This window comes from Blastococcus sp. CCUG 61487, assembly GCF_005222955.1.
Taxonomy (GTDB): Bacteria; Actinomycetota; Actinomycetes; order Mycobacteriales; family Geodermatophilaceae; genus Blastococcus.
In genome coordinates this window covers 1-5,723 of sequence record NZ_LWUA01000021.1, presented here as the reverse complement: position 1 = coordinate 5,723, position 5,723 = coordinate 1, and the positions used below count along the sequence as shown (strand labels likewise).

Genomic DNA, 5,723 nt, shown 5'->3' with positions numbered 1-5,723 from the left:
GCCGCCCGGCCGGCCTCGACGTCGCCGGCGTCCAGGGCCGCGTGCATCCGCTCCGCAGCCCGGCCCAGGGAGGTGCCGCCGAGCACGGCCCAGGTGACCGCGGCGGTGACCGCGGTCCGGGCCACGGGCCGCCGGCGGGTGCCGCGGTCGAGCACCGCGCCGAGCCCCGCGGCCGCGGCCACCAGCCCGGCCGCGTAGGCGGCACCGACCGCCCGGGAGTCCCGCCAGACCCGGCGCTCGAGGGCCGCGGCGACCGTGCCGAACCCGGCCACCGGGTGGGCGCGCCGGGGGTCGGCGAGCAGCAGGTCGGCGGCGGCGCCCAGGGCCAGGCCGGTGGCGATCGGGGTGTCCATCGCCGCCCATCGTGTCAACCGGCCGCGGCGGACCGGCGCCTAGGATCGCCCGTCGTGCGTGCTGAGCAGCAGGACGGGGCCGCGGCGGTGACCGTGGTGGGCATCGGCGCCGACGGCTGGGACGGGCTGTCGCCGGCCGCGCGGCGGGTCGTCGAGGCGGCCGAGGTGCTCCGCGGCAGCGCCCGGCAGCTGGGCCTCGTTCCCGGTCACGTCGCCGCCGAGCGGGTGCCCTGGCCCTCGCCGATGGCGCCGGCCCTCCCGGGCCTGCTCGCGGCGCACCCCGGCCGCCGGGTCGTGGTCCTGGCCAGCGGCGATCCGATGCTCTCCGGGATCGGGAGCTCCCTGGTCCGGCTGCACGGACCGGACGCCGTGCGGGTCGTCCTGCACCCGTCGTCGGTGAGCCTGGCCTGCGCGCGGCTGGGGTGGGCGGTCGAGGAGACCGCCGTCGTCACCGTCGTCGGCCGCGCGCTGGAGCTGGTCACGCCGCACGTGACCCCAGGCCGCCGGCTGCTCGTGCTGGGCTCCGACGGCGGCACGCCCGCCGAGGTCGCCGCGCTCTGCGCGCGGCTGGGCTACGGCGGCAGCCGGATCACCGCGCTCGCCCAGCTCGGCGGGCCCGGCGAGCACCGGCTGGCCGGCGCGGCGGCGGACTGGCCGCACGGCGTCGTCGACCCCCTGGTGGTCACCGCGGTCGAGGCCGTCGCCGACGAGGGCACGGTGCCGCTGCCGACGGTGCCGGGGCTGCCCGACGAGGCGTTCGAGGACGACGGCCAGCTCACCAAGCGGGACGTGCGGGCGGTCACGCTGGCGCGGCTCGCGCCGCTGCCGGGCCGGCTGTTGTGGGACGTCGGCGCCGGCGCGGGGTCGATCGGCATCGAGTGGATGCGCACCCACCCGTCCTGCCGGGCCGTGGCGGTCGAGAGCCGGCCGGACCGCGTGGCGCGGATCCGCGGCAACGCCGCCCGGCTGGGTGTCCCCGGCCTGCAGGTCGTGGAGGGGCGGGCCCCCGAGGCGCTCGCCGGGCTGCCCGCCCCTGACGCCGTCTTCGTCGGGGGCGGGGCGACGACCCCGGACCTGCTCGACACCTGCTGGGCGGCCCTCCGGCCGGGCGGGCGGCTCGTGGTCACCGCGGTCACGCTGGAGAGCGAGGCCGTGCTGGCCGGCTGGTTCGCCCGCGTCGGTGGCGACCTCGTGCGGCTGTCGGTCGCGCACGGCTCGCCGGTCGGCTCGTTCACGGGGTGGCGGCCGGCCATGCCGGTGACCCTCCTCACCGTGGTTCGGTAGCGACATGACCGTGCACTTCATCGGCGCCGGCCCGGGCGCTGCCGACCTCGTCACCGTCCGCGCCGCCCGGCTCATCGCGAGCGCGCCGGTCTGCCTCTACGCGGGCGCGCTGGTCCCGCGCGAGCTGCTCGACACCGCGCCCGAGGGCGCCCGTCTCGTCGACACCGCGGACCTGGACCTGGACCAGATCACCGCGGAGCTGCTGGCCGCCCACGAGGCCGGGCTCGACGTCGCGCGGCTGCACTCCGGGGACCCGTCTGTCTACAGCGCCATGGCCGAGCAGATGCGCCGGCTGGACGCCCACGGCGTGCCCTACGACGTGGTGCCCGGGGTGCCGGCGTTCGCCGCGGCCGCCGCCGCGCTCAAGCGGGAGCTCACCGTGCCCGGCGTCGGGCAGACCGTCGTCCTCACCCGAACCTCGGCCCGGTCCACGCCGATGCCGGCCGGGGAGGAGCTCGCCGCCTACGCCGCGACCGGCGCCACGCTCGTGCTGCACCTGGCGGTGCAGCGGCTCGGCGAGCTCGCCCCGCAGCTGGCCGAGCACTACGGGACTGATGGGCCGGTCGCCGTGGTGGCCCGCGCCAGCCGGGACGACGAGCTGGTGCTCCGCGGCACGCTCGCCGACATCGCCGCCCAGGTCGAGGCGGCCGGGGTGCGGCGGACGGCGGTCGTCGTCGTCGGCCCCGTCCTGACCGCGGGGCAGTTCCCGGACAGCCACCTGTACTCGACGACGCGCCCGCGGTGAGCGGGGCGCCACCGGGGCGGGTGCTCGTCCTCGGCGGCACCGGGGAGGCGCGCCGGCTGGCCACGGCCCTGGTGGACGAGGGCGTCCCGGTGCTCAGCTCGCTGGCCGGGCGGGTCGCCGATCCGGTGCTGCCGCCCGGCGAGGTGCGCATCGGCGGCTTCGGGGGGAGCGATGGGCTGGCCTCCTGGCTGGAAGCGCACCCCGTGCGCGCGGTCGTGGACGCGACCCACCCGTTCGCCGCCACGATGACCACCTCGGCCGCGTCCGCCGCCGCGGCCACCGGCACTTCGTTGCTGCGCCTCCAGCGCCCGGGCTGGACGGCGCAACCCGGCGACGACTGGCGCTGGGTCGACTCGCTGCCCGGGGCGGCGGAGGCCGTGCACGGGTTCGGGTGCGTCTTCCTCACCACCGGACGCCAGGGGCTGGCCGCCTTCGCGCAGCTGACGGCGCACTGCGTCGTCCGTTCCGTCGACCCGCCACACCCGCCGCTGCCGGCGCGGACGACCGTCGTCCTCGAGCGCGGCCCGTTCGACCTCGCCGACGAGCTCGCCCTGCTGCGCGAGCACCGGGTCGACGTCCTGGTCACCAAGGACAGCGGCGGCGCCATGACCTCCGCCAAGCTGACCGCCGCCCGCGAGCTCGGGCTGCCCGTGGTCATCGTCCGCCGGCCGCCCCCGCCCCCGGGGGTGCCGGTGGTGGGGACGGTCGACGAGGCGCTGACATGGTTGCGGGGTCAGCCGGGGTAGGTCCGCGACGTCCAGACCAGGCCGGAGGGCCCGACTCGGGTTTGCGACGAGCCGACGATCAGCAGGCAGCGCATGTCGACCGTCTCCGGGTCCAGCTCGCCCAGCGTGGTGACGGTCAGCTGCTCCTCGGGCCCGCCGACGTCGCGGCCGACGACGACCACGGTGTCCGGCGCGCGGACCTCCAGCAGCGCCTGCTGGGCCTCGCCGAGCTGGTGCGGGCGGTGCCGCGACCGGGGGTTGTACAGGGCGATGACCAGGTCGGCCGCGGCCGCGTGCCGCAGCCGGTCGACGACGACCTCCCACGGCTTCAGGACGTCGGACAGCGACAGCACGCAGAAGTCGTGCCCGAGCGGGGCACCCACCTTCGAGGCGACCGCCTGAGCCGCGGTGAGGCCGGGCACCACGCGCACCGGCACCCCCGCGAACTCCGGCCGCTCGGCCACCTCCAGCACGGCGGCCGCCATCGCGAAGACCCCCGGGTCCCCGCTGGAGACCACGGCCACCCGCCGGCCGGAGCGGGCCAGCTCGAGGGCGTGGGCGGCGCGCTCGGCTTCCACCCGGTTGTCGGTCGGGAACCGCTCCTGGCGGGGGTTGGCCGGTACCCGGTCCAGATAGGGCCCGTAGCCGATCAGCACCTCGGCACCGGCCAGCGCGTCGGCGGCCTCGGGTGTGGTCCAGTACCGGGCCCCCGGCCCCAGGCCGACGACGGCGACCTCACCGCTCGCGGCGTCGCCGACCGGGGCAGGCTCGGCCACGGGCAGCTCACGGGTCAGCGGGCTGGGCAGCAGCGCGAGGGAGAAGTACGGCACGTCCGCCGGGTCGACGTCGGCCAGGGGCGCCGTGCGCTGCCGGCCGGTGGTGGCCCGCTCGACGTACAGCGCCCGGTCGAGGACGCCGGCGCGGTCGAACGCCTCGCGGACCGCCGGGAAGGTCCGGCCGAGCTTCATCACCGCGGCGGAGTCGGTGGTGGACAGCCACTCGGTCAGCTCGTCGGCGGGGAGCGTGCCGGGGAGCACGGTCAGCACCTCGTCCCGCTCCACCAGCGGCCGGCCGACGGCCGCGGTGGCGCCGCTCACGCTGGTGACGCCCGGGACGACCTCGGTCGGGTAGCGGTGCGCCAGCCGCTTGTGCATGTGCATGTAGGAGCCGTAGAAGAACGGGTCGCCCTCGGCCAGGACGACGACGTCGCGGCCGGCGTCCAGGTGCGCGGCCAGCCGGGCGGCCGCGGCCTCGTAGAACTCGTCGATGGCGCCCTGGTAGCCGCCCGGGTGGTCAGTGGTCTCGGTGGTGACCGGGTAGACCAGGAGCTCCTCGATCTGGCCCTCGCGCAGGTAGGACTCGGCGATGCTGCGGGCCACCGATCGGCCGTGGCGGGCGGCGTGGAATGCCACGACGTCGGCCGCGCCGATGAGCCGGGCGGCCTTGACGCTGACCAGCTCCGGGTCGCCGGGGCCGAGACCGACGCCGTACAGCCGCCCGCTCGTCCCGTCCTGCCTGCTCATTCGACGTCGCTCGCGATGGCGTTGACGGCGGCCGCGGTGATCGCGCTGCCGCCGCGCCGCCCGCGGACCACCAGGAAGTCGAGGTCGGAGGCGGCGAGGGCCTCCTTCGACTCGGCCGCACCGATGAAGCCGACCGGGATGCCGAGGACGGCGGCCGGGCGCGGTCCTCCCGCAGCGACCATCTCCAGCAGGTGGAACAGCGCGGTCGGAGCGTTGCCGATCGCGACGACAGCGCCGTCCAGGCGGTCGCGCCACAGCTCCAGCGCGGCGGCCGTACGGGTGGTGCCCAGGTCGGCGGCGAGCCCGGGGGTCCGGGGGTCGTCCAGAGTGCAGACGACGTCGTTGCCGGCTGGTAGCCGCCTCCGAGTCACGCCGGACGCAACCATCTGCACGTCGCAGAGCACCGGCGCGCCTCCCTCGAGGGCGGCCCGGGCGCGGCCCACTACGCCCTCCGACCAGGCCACGTCGGCGACCAGGTCCACCTGCCCGCAGGCGTGGATCATCCGCACGGCGACGCGGCCGACGTCGTCGGGAAGTCCGGCGAGGTCGGCCTCGGAGCGGATGGTGGCGAACGACTGCCGGTAGATCTCGGCGCCGTCCTTCTCGTACTCGTACACGTGCTCGGGCATGGGCGGCGCTACGTTCCGTTCGTGATCAGGTAGCCGTCGCCGGTGGCGACGACATCGACGACAGGACCGGCGGGCCGGCCGCAGCGGCGGGCGCAGCCCGCCCAGTGCTGGCGGGTGCCGTTCGCCGGGAGGGCGGCGGTCGTCACGGCCCGGCCGACGTCCGCACGGACGTCCGTCAGCGACTTCGCGCACCCCGGGCGCCCGGCGCAGGCGGAGACCCGAAGCCAGGCGCTGCCCGGGTCCAGGACCAGGCCGGCAGCCGTGAGGGCCGGCGCGGCCGCCGCGTCCGGCAGGTCGGGGACGACGACGCTCCGCCAGGGGGTGAGCTGGAGACCGCCCGAGGGCAAGCCGGCCAGCAGCCGCGCCTGGTCGGCGGTGAGACGGCCCAGCGGGACGACCGCCACCAGCGCCGTGCGTCCGTCGTCCTGGCGGAGGGCCCCGGCCGGGCCGGCCGGTGGGGGAGG

7 protein-coding genes are annotated in these 5,723 nt (G+C 77.4%); 3 read left to right on the top strand and 4 right to left on the bottom strand.

Annotated features, from left to right (window positions below):
- Window positions 1-353, bottom strand: a 353-nt coding sequence (locus A6V29_RS02260; protein WP_170977655.1) for a cobalamin biosynthesis protein, incomplete at its 3' end; no start/stop codon positions are given.
- A gap of 54 nt (window positions 354-407) precedes the next feature.
- Here A6V29_RS02260 and cbiE point away from each other — a divergent pair.
- The 3 genes from cbiE to A6V29_RS02245 are packed head-to-tail and all read left to right on the top strand — an operon-like array spanning window position 408 to window position 3,128.
- The gene (gene cbiE, locus A6V29_RS02255) at window positions 408-1,637 is read left to right on the top strand and encodes a precorrin-6y C5,15-methyltransferase (decarboxylating) subunit CbiE (RefSeq protein ID WP_137158781.1); all 1,230 of its coding nucleotides are present in this window, start codon (window positions 408-410) and stop codon (window positions 1,635-1,637) included.
- A 4-nt stretch (window positions 1,638-1,641) separates the two neighbouring features.
- Window positions 1,642-2,382, top strand: coding sequence for a precorrin-4 C(11)-methyltransferase (gene cobM, locus A6V29_RS02250; RefSeq protein WP_137158780.1), 741 nt, complete (start codon window positions 1,642-1,644; stop codon window positions 2,380-2,382).
- Entirely contained in the window at window positions 2,379-3,128 is a 750-nt protein-coding gene (locus tag A6V29_RS02245; RefSeq protein WP_212718946.1) for a cobalt-precorrin-6A reductase, read from the top strand. The genes cobM and A6V29_RS02245 overlap by 4 nt, the downstream gene beginning before the upstream one ends.
- On the opposite strand, the gene A6V29_RS02240 is transcribed toward A6V29_RS02245, so the two are convergent.
- The 3 genes from A6V29_RS02240 to A6V29_RS02230 all read right to left on the bottom strand — a co-directional run.
- Window positions 3,116-4,630 (bottom strand): precorrin-2 C(20)-methyltransferase, encoded by a 1,515-nt coding sequence (locus tag A6V29_RS02240; protein ID WP_137158779.1) that lies wholly within the window; start codon window positions 4,628-4,630, stop codon window positions 3,116-3,118. The genes A6V29_RS02245 and A6V29_RS02240 overlap by 13 nt on opposite strands.
- Entirely contained in the window at window positions 4,627-5,259 is a 633-nt protein-coding gene (locus A6V29_RS02235) for a precorrin-8X methylmutase (RefSeq protein WP_137158778.1), read from the bottom strand. The genes A6V29_RS02240 and A6V29_RS02235 overlap by 4 nt, the downstream gene beginning before the upstream one ends.
- Before the next feature lie 8 nt (window positions 5,260-5,267).
- Window positions 5,268-5,723, bottom strand: a 456-nt coding sequence (locus A6V29_RS02230; RefSeq protein ID WP_502700054.1) for a ferredoxin-like domain-containing protein, incomplete at its 5' end; no start/stop codon positions are given.